The 16,536-nt window shown below is 67.8% G+C and carries 17 protein-coding genes; 7 read left to right on the top strand and 10 right to left on the bottom strand.

What is annotated here, in order from left to right; genetic code table 11:
* Nucleotides 1-79: 79 nt before the first annotated feature.
* Nucleotides 80-955, top strand: coding sequence for a helix-turn-helix domain-containing protein (locus DI606_RS07000; RefSeq protein WP_293980892.1), 876 nt, complete (start codon nucleotides 80-82; stop codon nucleotides 953-955).
* Nucleotides 956-1,043: 88 nt separating this feature from the next.
* Nucleotides 1,044-1,943 carry a hypothetical protein gene (locus DI606_RS06995; RefSeq protein WP_293980891.1) on the top strand — a complete coding sequence of 300 codons (900 nt, stop codon included), beginning with the start codon at nucleotides 1,044-1,046 and terminating at the stop codon, nucleotides 1,941-1,943.
* A gap of 4 nt (nucleotides 1,944-1,947) precedes the next feature.
* Here DI606_RS06995 and purN read toward each other — a convergent pair whose 3' ends face one another.
* Together purN and purM are read right to left on the bottom strand one after the other, a co-directional pair.
* Nucleotides 1,948-2,898 carry a phosphoribosylglycinamide formyltransferase gene (gene purN, locus DI606_RS06990; protein ID WP_293980889.1) on the bottom strand — a complete coding sequence of 317 codons (951 nt, stop codon included), beginning with the start codon at nucleotides 2,896-2,898 and terminating at the stop codon, nucleotides 1,948-1,950.
* Nucleotides 2,899-2,905: 7 nt separating this feature from the next.
* Complete coding sequence (purM, locus tag DI606_RS06985; RefSeq protein ID WP_293980887.1) at nucleotides 2,906-4,000, bottom strand: phosphoribosylformylglycinamidine cyclo-ligase; 1,095 nt, start codon at nucleotides 3,998-4,000, stop codon at nucleotides 2,906-2,908.
* Nucleotides 4,001-4,138: 138 nt separating this feature from the next.
* On the opposite strand from purM, the gene DI606_RS06980 reads away from it, so the two are divergent.
* From DI606_RS06980 to DI606_RS06965, 4 genes are read left to right on the top strand one after another with little or no spacing between them, the layout of a single operon-like run.
* Nucleotides 4,139-5,410: a heavy-metal-associated domain-containing protein gene (locus DI606_RS06980; protein WP_293980886.1), complete on the top strand. Its 1,272-nt coding sequence runs from the start codon at nucleotides 4,139-4,141 to the stop codon at nucleotides 5,408-5,410.
* Complete coding sequence (locus DI606_RS06975) at nucleotides 5,407-6,045, top strand: chromosomal replication initiator DnaA (RefSeq protein WP_293980885.1); 639 nt, start codon at nucleotides 5,407-5,409, stop codon at nucleotides 6,043-6,045. The genes DI606_RS06980 and DI606_RS06975 overlap by 4 nt, the downstream gene beginning before the upstream one ends.
* Before the next feature lie 3 nt (nucleotides 6,046-6,048).
* Nucleotides 6,049-8,187, top strand: a complete 2,139-nt coding sequence (locus DI606_RS06970) for an RNA degradosome polyphosphate kinase (protein WP_293980884.1) — start codon at nucleotides 6,049-6,051, stop codon at nucleotides 8,185-8,187.
* A gap of 4 nt (nucleotides 8,188-8,191) precedes the next feature.
* The gene (locus DI606_RS06965) at nucleotides 8,192-9,715 is read left to right on the top strand and encodes a Ppx/GppA family phosphatase (protein ID WP_293980882.1); all 1,524 of its coding nucleotides are present in this window, start codon (nucleotides 8,192-8,194) and stop codon (nucleotides 9,713-9,715) included.
* On the opposite strand, the gene DI606_RS06960 is transcribed toward DI606_RS06965, so the two are convergent.
* Together DI606_RS06960 and DI606_RS06955 are read right to left on the bottom strand one after the other, a co-directional pair.
* Nucleotides 9,684-10,562 (bottom strand): kinase, encoded by an 879-nt coding sequence (locus DI606_RS06960; protein WP_293980881.1) that lies wholly within the window; start codon nucleotides 10,560-10,562, stop codon nucleotides 9,684-9,686. The two genes, DI606_RS06965 and DI606_RS06960, sit on opposite strands and share 32 nt — an antisense overlap.
* A complete protein-coding gene (locus DI606_RS06955; RefSeq protein WP_293980879.1) occupies nucleotides 10,496-11,812 on the bottom strand; it encodes a hemolysin family protein in 1,317 nt (438 codons plus the stop codon). Before DI606_RS06955 ends, DI606_RS06960 begins: the two co-directional genes overlap by 67 nt.
* A 150-nt stretch (nucleotides 11,813-11,962) precedes the next feature.
* Here DI606_RS06955 and DI606_RS06950 point away from each other — a divergent pair, with 150 nt between their 5' ends.
* On the top strand, nucleotides 11,963-12,643 hold the full coding sequence (locus DI606_RS06950; protein ID WP_293980878.1) for an OmpA family protein: 681 nt from the start codon (nucleotides 11,963-11,965) through the stop codon (nucleotides 12,641-12,643).
* A 48-nt stretch (nucleotides 12,644-12,691) separates the two neighbouring features.
* Here DI606_RS06950 and DI606_RS06945 read toward each other — a convergent pair whose 3' ends face one another.
* The 6 genes from DI606_RS06945 to DI606_RS06920 all read right to left on the bottom strand — a co-directional run bounded on the left by DI606_RS06945 (nucleotide 12,692) and on the right by DI606_RS06920 (nucleotide 16,497).
* Complete coding sequence (locus DI606_RS06945) at nucleotides 12,692-13,309, bottom strand: MarC family protein (protein ID WP_293980876.1); 618 nt, start codon at nucleotides 13,307-13,309, stop codon at nucleotides 12,692-12,694.
* Nucleotides 13,306-13,962, bottom strand: coding sequence for a hypothetical protein (locus DI606_RS06940; protein WP_293980875.1), 657 nt, complete (start codon nucleotides 13,960-13,962; stop codon nucleotides 13,306-13,308). Before DI606_RS06940 ends, DI606_RS06945 begins: the two co-directional genes overlap by 4 nt.
* On the bottom strand, nucleotides 13,959-14,852 hold the full coding sequence (gene folD / locus DI606_RS06935; protein ID WP_293980873.1) for a bifunctional methylenetetrahydrofolate dehydrogenase/methenyltetrahydrofolate cyclohydrolase FolD: 894 nt from the start codon (nucleotides 14,850-14,852) through the stop codon (nucleotides 13,959-13,961). Before folD ends, DI606_RS06940 begins: the two co-directional genes overlap by 4 nt.
* Nucleotides 14,849-15,172 carry a DUF167 family protein gene (locus DI606_RS06930; RefSeq protein ID WP_293980872.1) on the bottom strand — a complete coding sequence of 108 codons (324 nt, stop codon included), beginning with the start codon at nucleotides 15,170-15,172 and terminating at the stop codon, nucleotides 14,849-14,851. The genes folD and DI606_RS06930 overlap by 4 nt, the downstream gene beginning before the upstream one ends.
* Nucleotides 15,169-15,459 (bottom strand): YggT family protein, encoded by a 291-nt coding sequence (locus tag DI606_RS06925; RefSeq protein ID WP_293980871.1) that lies wholly within the window; start codon nucleotides 15,457-15,459, stop codon nucleotides 15,169-15,171. The genes DI606_RS06930 and DI606_RS06925 overlap by 4 nt, the downstream gene beginning before the upstream one ends.
* 99 nt (nucleotides 15,460-15,558) lie before the next feature.
* Complete coding sequence (locus tag DI606_RS06920) at nucleotides 15,559-16,497, bottom strand: hypothetical protein (protein WP_293980869.1); 939 nt, start codon at nucleotides 16,495-16,497, stop codon at nucleotides 15,559-15,561.
* Nucleotides 16,498-16,536: the final 39 nt, after the last annotated feature.

Here is a 16,536-nt window from a genome sequence, read left to right as displayed (position 1 = left end):
GCAGTTTCGCGGCCACCGGCGTTGACAAGCGCCGTGCCACAATGAGACAAGGCCAGCGCTACAAAGGTCGCGGAGCAGCATGGCGGAAGACACAGAATTCGACACCGGTGCAACCAGCCTGGCGGAGGCGCAGCCCGCGACGCCCGGCGCGAAGCTGCGCGCCGCGCGGGAAGCGCAGGGACTGTCGATCCAGGATGTCGCATCCCGCACGCGTATCGCCCAGCGCCAGCTCGAAGCGGTGGAGCGTGACGACTATGCCGCGCTGCCCGGCATCCCCTACGCCGTGGGTTTCGCGCGCGCCTATGCCCGCGCCGTCGACATGGACGAAGTCGCCATCGCCGCCGATGTGCGCCATGCCGTCCACAACAGCGACATCGGCGCGAACCGTTACGAAGCGTCCGAGCCTGTCGATCCCGCTCGCGTGCCCCCCCGCCGCCTCGCCTGGGTGGCGCTCGCCATCGTGCTGATTCTGGTGGCAGGCTACGCTGTGTGGCGCACGCAGGCCCTGACCCCGCCCACCGGGGAGGAGATCGCCCGCGACGAAAGCCGCCCCGTGCCCGCCCGCACGGTCGGCACGCCCGCTCCCACGCCGCCCGCCGCCCAGCCGGTGGTCTTCACCGCCGTCGACGACGTGTGGCTGCGCATCTATGACGAAGCGGGCGAGCGGCTGAAGGACGGCCTTATGAAGAAGGGGGAAAGCTTCACGCTGCCCGCGACCGCCAAGGGGCCGATGATCCTGACGGGTCGTCCGCAGGCGCTGTCGGTGACCGTGGGTGGCAAGGCCATCGCTGCGCTGGGACCGGCGGACCGCACCATCGCCGATGTGCCCGTCAATGCCGAAGCGTTGCTGGCGCGCGGTGCAGCAGGCGCGACGCCGCCTGCGGCCGGTACGCCCGCGCCTGCCGCAACCCGCGCTCCTGCATCCGCCACGCCCGCGCCTGCGCCGCAGCCCTGATCGCTCGACGCGCCCGGCAACGTCGCGCTTTACCGCGACGATTTTGCCCTTATGCTCAAGTTTCGAGAGAGTGAAGTCGGGGAACATCATGCGTAACGCCCTTTTTGCGACGTCAGCCGTGCTGCTGACGCTCGCCATGCCTGCCGCCGCCCAGACCACGGTCGAAGGGCGGGTCGATCGGCTCGAAAAGGAGATGCGCGCCGTCCAGCGGAAGGTTTTTCCCGCCGGGCAGCCGCTCGAAGCCGAGATCGCAAAGCCGCAGACGCCCACCGTCGCGCCCGGTAGCCCGGCGAGCACGCCGATTGCGGATCTGACCGCGCGCGTGGGCGCACTGGAATCGCAGCTCGCGCAGATGACCGGGCAGGTCGAGGAGAACGGCTTCAAGCTCAAGCAGTTGGAGGAGGCGTTCAATCGCTTCAAGGCGGAGAGCGACGCCCGCGCCGCCGCCGCGACCCCGGCGCCCGCGCCTGCGCCCGCCGCGTCAGAACCGCCGCCCGCGCGCCCGGTGCCCGCCGCCGCGACGAAGCCCGCTGCCCCCGCTGCCGCAAGCGAAGAGCGCAAGACCGCCGTCGCGTCGGTCGAACGGCCCAGCACCGGCAATGCTGCCGATGACGCCTACACCTACGGCTTTCGCCTGTGGGACGCGAAATTCTATCCCGAAGCGCAGGCGCAGCTGAAGGCCACGGTCGAGAAATATGGCGACGGTGCGGTCGCCAGCAAGGCGCAGAACCTGTTGGGCCGCGCCTATCTGGACGATGGCAAGCCCGCCCTCGCATCGGTCGCCTTCTACGAAAATTACCAGAAGCGCCCACGCGGGGATCGCGCTGCCGACAGCCTAGCCTATCTCGGCGAAGCGCTGATCCAGCTGAAAAAGCCTGCCGACGCGTGCAAGGTCTATCAGGAACTGGAGCAGGTCTATGGCGCGACGCTGTCCTCCTCGCTCAAGGCGATGATGGCGAAGGGGCGCACGACCGCCAAATGCAGCTGATCTTTCAGAACTGCTCGGCGATATCCATCAGGCCGAGCAGCTTCGTGGGGGCGATCTGACGCCAGCTCGCGCGAATGCGGGCGGTCAGATGCTCCCAGTCATTCTCGCCCCGGTCCAGCCGGATGCCGATCCAGTCGTCGCCGAAATAGGCGGGCCGATAATAGATGTCGGGCTCCGCCTCGATCAGGCTCGCCTGTTCCTCGGGCGCGGTGGTCTTGACCAGCAGCGCGGTGATCCCGTCGCCATGATGGTCGCGGGTGAACCACGCGAATTTCTTGCCCTTCGCGATGCCGAAGCAGGGCATCCCGTGCGACAGCGTCTCTTCGGCCTGCGGTTGCGCCAGCGCGATGGCGCGTACCTTGTTCAGCAGCCAGTCGGGCTGCCGTTCGCGCGTGACGAATGTCGCGAGCGTGCGCGAATATAGCTGATGTTCGGCGATCAGAGTGCGCGCGGCGAGCGTTTCCGCCGTGTCCCCCGGCAGGATTGCGACCGGCGTCTGGCCCAGCACCGGCCCGTCGTCCAGCTCCGCCGTCACGATATGGACCGAACATCCGGCGAAGGCGTCGCCCGCATCGATGGCGCGCTGGTGCGTATCCAGTCCCTTGTAGCGGGGCAGCAGGCTCGGATGGATATTGAGCATCCGGTTTTCCCACCCCGCGACGAATGCGGGGGAGAGCAGGCGCATATATCCCGCCAGCGCCACATAATCCGCGCCCGCCGCGCGCAGCTGCGCATCGATGATCGCATCGAACTCGGCGCGTTTCATGCCCTTGTGACTTTGGCCGAAGGTCGCGATCCCTTCCGCCGCCGCAAGCGCGAGGCCCGGCGCGTCCGGATCGTTCGCCGCGACCAGCACGATCTCATAGGGGCATGTGTCTTCCTTGGCGGCATAGAGCAGGGCGGCCATGTTCGACCCCCGGCCCGAAATCAGGACGCCGACCCTGGCCTTGCCCATCGTTCGCCTACCCCAGATGCGTGGCGGACCAGTCCGCCTTCGCGCTCCACGTCTCCACCGATCCGCGCACGGTGCAGCCCTTGTCGCCCGCTTCGATCCGGCCGATGGTGAAGACCGTCTCGCCCGCATCCTCCAGCGCCTTGGTGACGGCGGCGACATGGGTTTCGTCCACGGCCAGCACCATGCCGACGCCGCAGTTGAAGGTGCGCGCCATCTCCTCCGGCTCGATATGGCCCTGCGCCTGGAGGAAGGCCATGAGGCGCGGCTGCTCCCACGCGTCGGCGTCCACCACCGCATGGCTGCCTTCGGGCAGGACGCGCGGAATATTTTCGAGCAGCCCGCCGCCCGTGATGTGCGCCAGCGCGTCGATCATGCCCGCGCGCACCAGCGGCAGCAGGCTCTTCACATAGATTTTCGTCGGCGCCATCAGCGCGTCGATCAGCAGCACGTCCTGATCGAACAGGGCAGGGCGGTCGAGCTTCCACCCCTTGTCGGCGGCCAGTCGGCGGACCAGCGAATAGCCGTTGGAATGCACGCCCGAGGACGCAAGGCCCAGCAGCAGGTCGCCCGGTTTCACCCGGTTGCCGGTCAGCGCCTTGGATCGTTCGACCGCGCCGACGCAAAAGCCCGCAAGGTCATAGTCGCCATCGGCATACATGCCCGGCATTTCCGCCGTTTCCCCCCCGATGAGCGCGCAGCCCGCCAGCCGGCATCCTTCCGCGATGCCCGCGATCACGCGCTCGGCAACGCCACCTTCCAGGCGACCGGTGGCATAATAATCGAGGAAGAAGAGCGGCTCGGCCCCCTGCACGATCAGGTCGTTCGCGCACATCGCGACCAGGTCGATGCCGACGCCGTCGTGGCGGTCATGGTCGATGGCGAGTTTCAATTTGGTACCCACGCCGTCGTTGGCCGCGACCAGCAGCGGGTCGTCATATCCCGCAGCCTTCAGGTCGAAGAAACCGCCAAAGCCGCCCAGGTCGGCGTCCGCGCCGGGGCGGCGGGTGGCCTTGGCCAGCGGGGCGATCGCCCGGACGAGGGCGTTGCCGGCGGCGATGTCGACGCCAGCCTTGGCGTAGCTGTAGGATTCGGTGTCGCTCATGATTGCGCGCCCTAAAGCATTTTCGGGCCGGATGGAAACACAGGGCGACCCGAAAAAGCGATCCGTGCCCCATTGCGCAGGCGCGGGTAAAAACGGGAAGGCTTGGCAGGGCCGCCGTTTCCCGCCAAAAGGGCGCGCGTGACCCTCCCTTTGTCCCTTGCCCGCCTGTCGCCCCGCGCGTTGCTGCGGGCGCTGTCGCGTCCGGTGCAGATCCTGATCGCGGTGGTCCTGGGGCTGGCGGCGGCGACGCTCGTCGCCCAGATGGAGGGGGAACGCGGTGTGCCCCCCATTGCCAGCGGCGGCGATTTCGAAGTGCGCGGGGTCAAGGTCGACGTTGTGGGCAAGGATGCCGCCAGCGCTCGCTATGCCGGTTGGCGGCTGGCGCAGCGGCAGGCATGGCGGATGCTCTGGACCCGCACCCATGGCGGCGGCGGCGTGCCCGCCCTGTCCGATTCGCAGCTGGAATCGATGATCTCGGGCGTCGAGATCGAGGCGGAGCAGGTCGGCCCGACCCGCTATGTCGCGACGCTCGGCGTCCTGTTCGACCGGGCACGCACGGGCGCGCTGCTGGGCGTATCGGGCAATGTCATGCGCTCCCCGCCGCTGCTGGTCATCCCGGTGTTGTGGGACGGCGGCAGCGCCGTCTCCTACGAGCGGACCAACGAATGGCAGAAGGCGTGGGCGCGCTATCGCACCGGGGACAGCGCCATCGACTATGTCCGCGTCGCCGGGTCCATCGCCGACCCGATCCTGCTCAATGCCGGGCAGACGGGACGGCGCGGGCGGCTGTGGTGGCGCGTGCTGCTCGACCAATATGGTGCGGCGGACGTGGTGGTCCCCATCGCGCGGCTCGAACGCAGCTATCCCGGCGGTCCCGTCACCGGCACCTTCACCGCGCGCTACGGTCCCGACGACACGCTGATCGGCACCCTCCAGCTGCGCGCCTCCAACGACGGCGGCATTCCGCAGATGCTGGACGAAGGCGCGCGGCGGATCGACGAACTCTATATCCGCGCGCTCAATGACGGACGCCTGCGCCCCGACCCCTCGCTCATCATCGAGGAGCCGGTGGATACCGACGCGCTCGGAATCGAAAACGCCGCCGACGCCCCGATCGAGGCGGTGGACGTGCCCGCGCCCGGCGCGTCCGCAGCCACCGGCTTCACCATCCAGTTCGAGACGCCCGATGTCGCGTCGGTCGGCGCGGCGGAGGCGGCGGTGCGCGCCGTGCCCGGCGTCCGGTCCGCCGGGACGAGCAGCCTCGCGCTAGGCGGCACGTCGGTGATGCAGGTCAGTTTCGAAGGCAGCGCCGACATGCTGCGCGCCGGGTTGCAGGCGCGCGGCTATCAGATCTCCGCCTCCGGCACCACGCTGCGCATCGGCAGAAGAGCGTCCGCGCCCGCGCAATGAGCCAGATCAGCCTGCCCTTCGACTGGCATGGGGAAAGACAGGACGGGGATTTCCTGGTCAGCGACGCCAACCGCATCGCCGCCCGCCATCTGGAAAGCTGGCGCGACTGGCCGCTGGGCGTCAGCGTGCTGACCGGGCCGCCCCGCTCGGGCCGTTCGACGCTCGCGCGCCTGTTCGCCGCGATGAGCGAGGGGGAGGTGATCGACGACGCTCAGGAGCGGTCCGACCGCGACCTTTTCCACGCCTGGAACGACGCCCAGACCGCGCGCCGCCCGCTGTTGCTGGTGGGCGACCTGCCGCCCGAACGCTGGCCGGTCGCGCTACCCGATCTGCGCTCGCGCCTCGCGGCCGCGCCCCACGTCGCCATCGCCCAGCCCGACGAGCCGCTCGCCCGCGCGCTCGTCTGCCGTCATCTCGACCGCGCGGGCGCGGGCTATTCACCCGACTTGCCGGACTGGCTGCTCCGCCGGGTGGAGCGCAGCTATGCCGCGATCGAGGATGCCGCCCGCCTGCTGGATCGCGCCGCGCTGTCATCTGGCCGTAAGATTTCGCTCCCAATGGCGAAAGAGGCTCTGCAAAGCGTCGGCTTTCTGCCTATAGTCCCGCACGATCCTTCCACCCACCAACGCGAGTAATCCGTGGCCGAAGCCGATCCCTCCGCCAGCCTTGCCCCGGCAGAAGCGCGGTATTTCAATCGCGAACTGTCGTGGCTGGCGTTCAACCAGCGGGTTTTGGAGGAGGCGATGAATCGCGCGCATCCTCTACTCGAACGGCTGCGCTTCCTCTCCATCTCGGGCGCGAACCTGGACGAATTTTTTTCCGTGCGCGTCGCCGGGCTCAAGGGGCAGCAGATCCAGGACGTGGACCTGCGCTCGGCGGACGGCCTCACGCCCGCGCAGCAGCTGGCCGGGATCACCGAAGCGACCGCTCATCTCATGGCGGCGCAGCAGCGCGTCTGGGCGGCGGTGCATGGCGAACTGGCGGAGGTGGGGATCGAGGTGATCGGCCCGTCGGCGGATATGGACGCGGACTGCGCCGACTGGCTGCGCAATCATTTCCTGACCCAGATCTTTCCGATCTTGACGCCGCAGGCGCTCGACCCCGCGCATCCCTTTCCCTTCATCCCCAATCAGGGTCTTTCGATCGTCTTCGATCTGGAGCGCCTGTCGGACAAGCAGCCGATCCGCGAACTGGTGATGATCCCGCCCTCGCTCGCCCGCTTCGTGCGCGTGCCGGGCGATCCGGCGCGCTACATGGCGCTGGAAGCGGTGATCCGCCGTTTCTCCGCCGATCTGTTTCCCGGCTACCGGGTGCGCAACAGCGGCGTGTTCCGCATCATCCGCGACAGCGACATCGAAATCGAGGAAGAGGCCGAAGACCTCGTCCGCTATTTCCGCAGCGCCATCAAGCGCCGCCGCCGGGGCCGCGTGATCCGCATGGAGATCGAGGAACGCATTCCCGAACCGGTCGAGGACATGCTCCAGGACATGCTCCAGGGCCACGACGCCATCGTCGAGGAGGTGGAAGGCTTCATCGGCATCGGCGACCTGTCCGGCATCGTCGAGGAAGACCGCCCCGACCTCAAGTTCGAACCCTATGTCCCGCGCTTTCCCGAACGCATCCGCGAATATGGCAGCGACTGTTTCGCCGCGATCCGGGCGAAGGACATCGTCGTCCATCACCCTTATGAGGCGTTCGATGTCGTCGTCTCCTTCCTGAAACAGGCGGCGTCCGATCCCGATGTGGTGGCGATCAAGCAGACGCTCTACCGCGCGGGCAAGCAGTCGGCGATCATCCGCGCGCTGATCGACGCTGCCGAAGCGGGCAAGTCCGTCACCGCCGTGGTCGAACTGAAGGCGCGGTTCGACGAGGAACAGAATCTGCTCTGGGCCGACGCGCTCGAACGCGCGGGCGTCCAGGTGGTCTACGGCTTCATCGACTGGAAGACGCATGCCAAGGTGTCGATGGTCGTCCGGCGCGAAGGCGAGCAGTTCCGCACCTACTGCCATTTCGGCACCGGAAACTATCATCCGGTGACCGCCCGCATCTATACCGACCTCAGCTTCTTCACCGCCGCCCCTGCCTACGGTCGCGATGCCGCCGCGCTCTTCAACTACATCACCGGCTATGTGGAGCCCGAGCATCTCGAAAAGCTGGTGATGTCGCCCCGCGACCTGCGCAACACCCTGTGCGCCCGCATCGACGCGGAAATCGACCATGCCCGCGCCGGTCGGCCCGGTACCATCTGGGCCAAGATGAACAGCCTCGTCGATCCCGCGATCATCGAACGGCTCTATGCGGCCAGCAATGCGGGGGTTCAGATCGACCTCATCGTGCGCGGCATCTGCTGCCTGCGTCCCGGCGTTCCGGGCATGTCCGACAATATCCGGGTCAAATCGGTCGTCGGCCGCTTTCTGGAGCATAGCCGCATCGCGATCTTCGGCAACGGCAAGGCGCTGCCCAACAACGGCGCCATCGTCTATATCAGTTCGGCCGACTGGATGCCGCGCAACTTCGACCGCCGCGTCGAGTTCATGGCTCCTTTGGAAAACCCGACCGTGCATGACCAGATCGTCGACCAGGTGATGGTGGCCAACCTCATCGACACCGAACAAAGCTGGACGCTCGACGCGCACGGCCATTACAGCCGCGTGGAGGCGGGCGAAAAGCCCTTCAACCTGCACCGTTACTTCATGACCAACCCGTCTCTGTCCGGGCGCGGCGCGGCATTCGACAACGAAGCGGTCCCCACGCTCCGGCTGCGCGGGCGGGCCTGATCCCATGAACTCCATGCTCCGCCGCCTGCGCGACGCCGCCGAACTGGTGGCGCATGCGACCGATCCGGCGCACGCCCGCACGGCGATCATCGACATCGGGTCGAACAGCGTGCGCCTCGTCGTCTACGACGGGCCGCCGCGCATCCCCTTTACGCTCTTCAATGAAAAGATCATGGCGGGCCTCGGCGCGTCGCTGGCGAAGACCGGCGCCATCGAGCCGGAGGCGATGGAGCGCGGCCTGCGCGCCGTGGCCCGGTTCGCGCGCCTGTGCCGTGCGATGAAGGTCGGCGACATACGTTGCGTCGCGACGGCGGCGGTGCGCGACGCCACCAACGGACCGGACTTCATCGCCCGCGCCAGGGAGATGGGCCTCACGGTCGACTTGCTGTCGGGCGCGCAGGAAGCGATCGGCGCCGCAATGGGCGTATTGTCGGGCATCCCGCAGGCGGACGGCATCGTCGGTGACTTGGGCGGCGGCAGTCTGGAACTGGCGCGCATCCGCAACAGTGCGGTGGAACAGACCATCTCGCTGCCCCTGGGTGTCCTTCGCCTGCCGCAGATTCGCGCCAAGGGACCGCGCGCGCTGGAACGCAGCGTCGTCAAGATGCTGGGCAAGGCGGGGTGGGCGCCCGAACCGGGCCTTCCATTCTACATGGTTGGCGGGTCGTGGCGTGCGCTCGCCCGCTTCGACATGCAGATCACGCATTTCCCGCTACCGGTGGTCCATCAGTATGAGATGACCGCCGCCAGGGCCGAACAGCTCACCCGCATCGTCAGTCATGTCGACAAGGCGCGGCTGAAGCTCATTCCCGCGATGACCGGATCGCGCGTGCCGACGCTTCCCGATGCCGCGGCGCTGCTGTCGGTCGTGGTGCGGCAGTTGAAGTCGAGCTGCCTCGTCGTGTCCGCCTACGGCCTGCGCGAAGGGCTGCTTTACGAAGCGTTGCCGCCCGACTGGCGCGCGCAGGACCCGCTGCTGGTCGCGGCGGAAGCGGAAGGGGAAGCGCAGGCCCGGTTTCGCGGCCATGGCAATCGCATCGACCGCTGGATCGCGCCGCTGTTCCCGGACGATGCGCCCGACATGGCCCGCATCCGCCGGGCCGCCTGCCTGCTCGCCGATGTCAGTTGGCGCGCCAATCCCGATTTTCGTGCCGAACGCGGGGTGGAAGTCGCGCTGCACAGCAACTGGGTCGGCATCAGCGTGGTCGAACGTGCGATGCTGGGGCAGGCGCTGCACAGCCATTTCGGCGGCGGCCTGTCGTCCCCGCCAGACCTCGACCGCATCGCCCGGCCCGAACTGCTGCGCCGCGCCGCGCTCTGGGGGCTCGCCATCCGCCTCGCCCAGCGTCTGTCCGGCGGGGTCGAAGGTCCGCTCGACCTGTCACGGCTGGAGCGGGAGGATGACCGCATCACCCTTCGCCTCGACGATGCCGATGCCGATCTTTACGGCGAAGCGGTCGACCGACGGCTGCGCAATCTGGCGCAGGCGATGGGGCTCAAGCACCGGATGGTGACGAAAACGGGCTGATCGCCGCGACCGACCGGTCGGCGCGCAGACGGATCGTCAGGTCCGCGCGGCCCGGCATCTCTGCCAGCATGTGCCGCGTCAGCCGCTCATAATGGCGGATGAAGCGCGCCACCTGCGCCGGGCTCATCACGCCCGCGCCGCCTGCTGCGCGCAACGTCTCCTCCTGCTCGTTCCGCCAGCGTTCCACCACCGCGAAATCGGGCGCGGCGAGGAAGGCGAGCGCGTCGATCCGGTCGAACAGCGCGCGATATTCGCCCGCCAGCGCCTCATTCACATAGGCGCGCCAGCGACCGTCGGCATCCTCGCTCGCCTCCAGCGCGTTGACCGGTCGTGTCAGCGCCGCATCCGCCTGCGCCCGCGCGCCCACGCACCAGCCCTCCAGGACCAGCAGCCGCGTGCCCGCCGCCGCCATATCCCATCGTGCGCGCGGCATCCGGTCGTCGGCGCTCTTGTCGAACCGGGGCAGCGCCACCGCCTCGCCGCGCGCCAGCGCATCGACGGTGCGCATCCCCAGCATCACGTCATGCGTACCCGGCACCCCGCGCGTGCGCAGCAGCGGATGGACGAGCGCGCCCAGCGCTTCCCGCTCAGCCCGGGTCCGATACAGATCGTCGATGGACAGAAGAGCGCAGGCGACGCCCCGCGCCGTCATCCGTGCGTGCAATCGTTCCGCCAGCGTCGACTTGCCGCTTCCCTGCGCGCCCGCGATGCCCAGCACCGCCAATGGCTCGCCCCTTGCCAGCAGCCGTTCCGCCAGCGCGGCGAGCGCCTCGTCCGCGTTCAGACCGCCGCCACCAGCAGCTTGTCGATCTTGCGCCCGTCCATGTCCACGATCTCGAACCGCCATCCCTGATCCTCGGCATAGTCGCCGACTTCGGGCAGGCGGCGCAGCAGCCACAGGGCATGGCCCGCGACCGTCGCATAGTCGCGGTCATCCGACAGGTCGATGTCGATCCGCTCGGCCAGCTTGTCGATGGCCATCTGGCCCGAAACCAGCAGGCTGCCGTCCTCGCGCTCCACCACGTCCGGTTCGTCGTAGGCGTCGCGGTCCGACGCGAAATGCCCCGCGATGGCGGACAAAAGGTCGGCGGGCGTCACGATCCCTTCGAAATGGCCATATTCGTCATGCACCATCACCATCGGCACGTCGGACTTGCGCAGCACTTCCAGCGTATCCATCGCATCGACCTGGTCGGGGACGACATCGACCCGGCGCATCAGCGCGCTCAGATTCAACCCTTCCCCCCGGAACAGTGCGGTCATGATGTCGCGCGCCTGCACGATGCCGATAATATCCTCGACCGAACCGCGTCCCACCGGCAGGCGGGTGTGCGGTGTCGCCAGCAGCTTGGCGCGGATCGTTTCCTCGTCCGCGCCGATGTCGATCCAGTCGACATCCATGCGCTGCGTCATCACCTCGCGCACCGGGCGGTCGGCCAGGCGCACGACGCCCGATATGATCGCGCGCTCGCTTTCCTCGATGATGCCCGACCGGCTGGCCTCGGCGACGATCAGGTGCAGTTCCTCCGCCGTCACATGGCTTTCCGATTCGCGCGCCAGCCCCAGCAGCTTGAAGATGAGGCTGCTCGACGCATCGAGCACCCACACGATGGGCGCCGTGACCTTGGCCAGCACCATCATCGGCGACGCGACGAGGCTGGCGATAGGCTCGGGCGCTCGCAACGCGAACTGCTTGGGCACCAGCTCGCCCACGATCAGAGAGGCATAGGTGGTAAGGCCGATGACGAGTGCGAAGCCCAGCGTCTGCGCCAGATGATCGCTCATGCCCAGCATCGCCAGCCGCTCGCCCACCGGCCCGCCCAGGCTGGCGCCCGAATAGGCGCCGGTGCCGATGCCGATCAGCGTGATGCCGATCTGGACGGTCGACAGGAACTTACCCGGATCGGCCGCCAGCGCCAGCGCGGCGCGCGCGCCCTTGCGCCCCGCCTTTTCCATCGCCTGAAGCCGGGGCCGCCGCGCCGACACCACGGCCAGTTCGGACATCGCGAAGACGCCGTTCAGCGCCACCAGCACAAGGATGATGATGAGATCGACCCAGGGAAAGGGCGTGACTTGGGGAGGGGGGATCGTGGCCATGTCGGTCAGGGAAACCCTATAACCCCAATTTCTTCCTTTTCACAACATCGCCGTCACCGTCAGTCAGCGGCAGTTCAGTTCGATGGTGGAACAAAGCGTCCGGCTCCGCCTTTTTGAAGGCAGTCGAAGAATCAAGGGATGTGCCTAATCATGAAGATCACCCACCGCCTGATGTGCGCCGCCGGCCTTGCCGCGATGCTCGCCACCACCGCCTGCACCACCGATCCCGACACCGGAGAGCGCCGCGTGTCGAAGGCTGCGATCGGCGGCCTTGGCGGCGCGCTGGGCGGTTATCTGCTGGGCGATCTGGTCGGCGGGCGGCGCGACCGCACCGAAAAGATCCTGGGCGCGGGCATCGGCGCGGTCGCGGGCGCGGGCATCGGCGCCTACATGGATGCGCAGGAACGCAAGCTGCGCGAAGATACGGCGGGCACCGGCGTCGACGTGATTCGCGACGGCGACAATCTGCTGCTGCGGATGCCCTCGGGCATCACCTTCGCCTTTAACCGGTCGGACGTGCAGCCGCAGTTCCAGCCGACGCTGAACGACGTGGCGTCGGTGCTGTCACAATATCCCAAGACCTATATCGACGTGTACGGCCATACCGACAGCGACGGCAGCGACGCTTACAACCAGACGCTTTCGGAACGTCGCGCGCAGGCGGTGGCGGACTATCTGGTGCGGCAGGGCGTGCAGTCGGCCCGCATTGCGACGCGCGGGTTCGGCGAAACCCAGCCGATCGCTTCCAACGCGACCGAAGAGGGCAAGGCGGCCAACCGCCGCGTCGAAATCAAGATCGCGCCGGTCACCGAAGCCGATACGCGCAGCTGACAGGAAACGAAGCAGGGCGGGGCGGGGCATGGCGCCCGCCCCGTTCCGTCAGAAGCTCGCCTTCAGCCCGTCGATCACGAACTGTGCCGCCAGCGCGGCCAGCAGCACGCCCAGCAACCGGGTGATGACCGCCTCGATCTTTGCGCCCAGCAGCGCCATGATCGGCCCGGCGGCCAGCAGCGCCCCCAGCATCAGCGCCAGCGTCAGCACCACCGCGCCCACCACCACGCCGCGTTCGGCCAGGCCGCTGGCGCGCGACATCAGCAGCATGACCGTCGCGATCGATCCCGGCCCCGCGATCATCGGCATCGCCATGGGGAAAACCGACACATCCTCCACCTCGGGCGTGTCGACGATCTTCTGCGCCCGGTCCTCGCGTCGCTGGGTCCGCTTTTCGAACACCATGTCCATCGCGATGATGAAAAGCATGATGCCGCCCGCGATGCGGAAGCTGTCGAGCTGGATGCCGAGCACGCCCAGCAGCTGCTTGCCCCAAAGCGCGAAGATCAGCAGGATCGCAGCAGCGATGCCGACCGCGCGGATCGCCATCGCGCGCCGCTGCGCCTGGCTCGCGCCGTTGGTCAGGCTGGCGTAGATCGGCGCGCAGCCGGGCGGATCGATGACGACGAACAGCGTCACGAAGGCGGACAGGAACAGTGCGATCATGGCGCTTTCACCCGGTCGTCGATCACCGTTTCATAATCCTGCCCCGTCCACATGCGCACGGTGACGCGCCGCGCATTGTCCGGCTCCACCTCCGCGCTCCACAACAGGCTCTCGTCGGGCGGCGGCGGCGGCATGGCGCCTCGCTTCGTGCCGGGGGCGGGGGGCGGCGGTCCTTCGGGGCGTGCGCCGCGCTTGCAGGTCGCAACCTTGCCGGTCAGCACATCGGGCGCGGGCCGGGCCTGCTCCAGCGTGTCGCGATGGTCCAGCACCCATTTCCACGCGCCCTTTTTGTCGCGCCGCCAGACGGTGGTGAAATAGCCGACCGCGCCGTCGGGCCGCGTCCAGCTGCCCGTGCTCGCCGCCAGATTGCCGTTGCACGACACATAGACGATGGCGGGCGACCGGCTGATCGATCCGGGCGGGTCGGCCTGTTTCTTCAGCCAGTCCCGCGCCACCACTTTTTGCGGCACGAACATCAACGCGTCGTCGGCGGCGGTCGCGCGAAAGGCGGTCCATTGTCCCTTGGCCTGCGCCAGCCGGTTGAAGGCGATCTCCGCCGCGATCACGCTGCTGGGGTCGGGCTGGTAGCGCATCGGCGGTTTCGCCGCGACCAGCGCGCCCGCCGCCAGCGCGAGGAGCGCGGCCCGCCTCACAACCCCTCCGGCTTTGCCAGCCCCGCCCGGGCATGGGCGGCGACCAGCGTGTTGCGCAGCAGCACCGCGATGGTCATCGGCCCCACGCCGCCGGGCACCGGCGTGATCGCGCGGACATGGGCCAGCGCTTCGGCGGTGGCAACGTCGCCCACGATCCGGCTCTTGCCGTCCTCGCCATCGGCCACGCGGTTGATGCCGACGTCGATGACCGTCGCGCCCGGCTTGATCCATTCGCCCTTCACCATTTCCGCCCGACCGACCGCCGCCACGACGATGTCGGCGCGATGGACCACGCTGGCAAGGTCGCGGGTGCGGCTGTGCGCGACGGTGACGGTGGCGTTCTGCGCCAGCAGCAGCTGCGCCATGGGCTTGCCCACGATGTTGGATCGCCCGACGATCACCGCCTCCAGCCCCGACAGGTCGCCCAGTTCGTCCTTCAGCAGCATGATGCAGCCCATCGGCGTGCAGGGGACCAGCGCCTCCTGCCCGGTGGCGAGCCGCCCCGCATTCACCACATGGAACCCGTCCACGTCCTTGGCGGGATCGATGGCGGCGATCACCTTCGCCTCGTCGATATGGGCGGGCAACGGCAACTGGACGAGGATGCCGTCCACCCGCTCGTCCTGGTTCAGTTCCTCGATCAGGTCGAGCAGGTCGTCCTCGCCGATGCTGTCGGGGCGTTTGAACTCGAAGCTTTCCATGCCGACCGCGACCGTCATCTTGCCCTTGGAACGGACATAGACGCTGCTGGCCGGGTCCTCGCCCACCAGCACGACCGCAAGGCCAGGCTTGCGGCCCGCCTGCGCCACGAAGGCGGCGACGCCTTCGGCCACCGTATCGCGCAGCCGGGCTGCGAAGGCTTTTCCGTCGATGATCTTGCCGATCGTCATGTCGCTTGCACCCATGCGTTCAAAAGGGGACGGAACCGCGCGAGCCCATCGCCCCCACCGATGATCCGCAGCCGCTTTAGACGGTTGGTGTCGCCCGATTCCAGCAAAATCGCGCGGCGCGGCCAATCCAGCCGGTCCGCGATCAACGCGATCAGCGCGCCGTTCGCCTTGCCCTTTTCCGGCACGGCGCGCACGCGCGCTCCGATCCACAGCGCCTCGTTCGCATCCCGCCATGCGCCGCCTATCGCCTCGCGCGCCGATCCCGGCGTCAGGCGGATGTTCAGCAGCAGGTCAGGCCCGTCCTGCCGCCATGCACTCACACCAGGCCGAAGAGCGGCGGCAGGATCGCCTGCCGGATGATGAGGATGGCGAGCAGCACGACCATCGGCGACAGGTCGAGCGCGCCGAGGTCGGGCAGCACGCGCCGGATCGGGTTGTAGATCGGCGCCGTCATCCGATCGAGCGCGATCAGCACCGTGCGCACGAAATCATTGCCGGTGTTGATGACGTTGAACGCGATCAGCCAGCTTACGATCGCCTGGATGATGATGATCCACCACAGGACATCCAGCAGAATGACGATGATCTGATAAAGCGCGTAGGCCACAAGGCTCTCCGTTAAAGGCGTTCGTCACGCTCTAGCCGAGGGGGAGGGCCGGCGACAAGCGGCGTCCGATGCCCGCCGACGCGAACCGTCGTCCCGCACTCAGTAGCCGACGCGGTCGCCCCCGTCCATTGCCGCCGCCGACAGTCGTTCCTGTGCCGCGATCAGGATGTCGCCGTCGTCGTGGGTCGATACGGCCAGGCCGCCCGACGCTGTGACCCTGCCGATCCACTCCCCGGTGCCCCGCAGCTTGAACCGCCGCATCGCAAAGGCGGACACCGCCGATTCCGCTTCGTCGCGCGCGACAGACGCCGCCTTGTTGCCGACGATCACGGCGAATTCCTGGTCGAGCGGAACGATCGTGCATTGGTCGTCGAACGCGGTAGCGATGTTCGCACGGAACGCCTTGAGCACGTTGCCGACCACGGCATCGCCGTGGGCGCGCCGGATTTCCTCCATGTCGTCCACGCGAAACAGGATCAGGACGAAGGTCCGCCCCTTGGCCTTTTCCACGTCGATGATCTGCGCCAGCTGGACGCGCTCCTCCTCGTGGCGCGCCGCGCGATCTTCCGAATCGCGCGCGTGGATCTGCTTGATTTCCTCGTACAGGGTCAGGAAGTCGCGCCGCAGCCTCGCAAGCTCGGTCTCCGCCCGGTCCAGCCGCTGCACGATGCCGTCCGATTGCGGCCATTGCCCCGCTTCGCTCGCCATCGTGGACACGTCGTTGCGCAGCGTGACAGTCAGGTCGTGGGCGTCGTGGGTCAGTTCGCCCAATTGGGTGCTTTGCTGGACCACCGCCCTTTCCCGGCTGGCGAGCGCGGCGGAGGCGGGGGCGCCCAGATATCGGTCGATCAGATATGAAACCTTATCGGCCGTCAGGCGCAAGCCTCCGTCGATCTCCTCGGCAATGGCGCGGTTGAGGTCCGGATGGACACCGTCGCACACGGCCATGCCAAAGGAAAAATTAACCTCGGTCGGTTCGATCGCATGCAATTCGAGAAAATCGATAGCATCCCTCGCCAGAACGAACTTTTCTTGCATGTTATCATCTCAAGAAATGGATTTATTTCTAAAGCAATA

It is taken from the genome of Sphingobium sp. (assembly GCF_003248505.1).
GTDB lineage: Bacteria > Pseudomonadota > Alphaproteobacteria > Sphingomonadales > Sphingomonadaceae > Sphingobium.
This window is presented reverse-complemented; position numbering and strand designations above follow the sequence as displayed.